Source organism: Vibrio sp. Vb0304 (genome assembly GCF_033338995.1).
Taxonomy (GTDB): Bacteria; Pseudomonadota; Gammaproteobacteria; order Enterobacterales; family Vibrionaceae; genus Vibrio; species Vibrio alginolyticus.
Genome location: NZ_JAWOTT010000264.1, coordinates 1 through 1,153 on the forward strand (window position 1 = coordinate 1; position 1,153 = coordinate 1,153).

Annotated in this window: 2 protein-coding genes; both read left to right on the top strand. The window is 44.4% G+C overall.

Annotation, left to right across the window (positions count from 1 at the left end):
* Nucleotides 1-817 (top strand): alkaline phosphatase (locus tag R7P35_RS25505; RefSeq protein ID WP_318093208.1); only part of this gene is annotated, 817 nt, incomplete at its 5' end.
* Between the two features lie 136 nt (nt 818-953).
* On the top strand, nt 954-1,153 hold a 200-nt coding region (locus tag R7P35_RS25510), incomplete at its 3' end, for a ribbon-helix-helix domain-containing protein (RefSeq protein ID WP_318093210.1).

The window sequence follows — 1,153 nt, forward strand, 5'->3', positions numbered from 1 at the left end:
TAGCAACAGCAAAAACGATCCAAAACGCACACAACCATCGTTGAAAGAGATGACGGTCAAAGCGCTTGATGTTCTTTCTAAAGACAAAGACGGCTTCTTCTTGATGGTTGAAGGTGGTCAAATCGACTGGGCTGGCCACAGTAACGATGCTGGTACCATGCTACATGAGTTGATTAAGTTCGACGAAGCGGTGAACTCTGTTTACGAGTGGGCGAAAGGTCGTGACGACACACTGATCATTGTTACCGCAGACCACGAAACAGGTTCTTTTGGCTTTAGCTACTCATCAGCAAATCTACCTAAACCAGAAAAACGCAAAGGTGAAGCCTTTGAAAAACGTGATTACGCGCCAAACTTCAACTTCGGTAAGTTTGAAATCCTAGATGGTTTATACAACCAGAAGAAAAGCTACTACGGCATGATCAGCGAGTTTGAAGCGCTAGATAAAGCACAGCAAACACCAGAAAAGCTAGCTGAAGTGGTGAATGCCAACAGCGATTTTTCTATCACACCTGAGCAAGCCGCTCATGTACTAGCAAGCAAACCAAACCCATACCGAGTTGCTGGCCACTCGTACCTAGAAGTAGAAACGGTACCAACAATTAACGACTTTGATGCGTTCTTCCCATACAACGACCGCGGTAACTTGCTCGCTCGCGAACAAGCGACCAAACAAAACACGGTATGGGGAACAGGCACGCACACTCATACACCAGTGAACGTATTCGCTTGGGGGCCTGCAGAAACCATTCTTCCAGTTTCAAAAATCATGCACCACTCCGAGCTTGGTGAGTTCCTAAAGCAACAAATCAAATAATCATCTTGCACTTACTTCACGTCTTGTGATGTTCCAACGCTCTCTCACGAGAGCGTTTTTTTATCCGCAAAAACAGTTGACGTTTTAAGCAACAATACTCAATATTTGCACGTCTTAAATCATATCTACGAATACCATGTGCGAAATATTTGCTAAACAACCACAGGATAATTATCAGTTTATCACTCGTTCCATCCGCATTGACGGCCATGCCACCAGCGTAAAATTAGAGTCGAGTTTTTGGACGATTCTTGAAGAAATTGCCAGTGCGCAAGACATGACCGTTCCAAAGTTTATCAGCACGGTGTATCAAGAAGCACTGGAATACAATGGTGA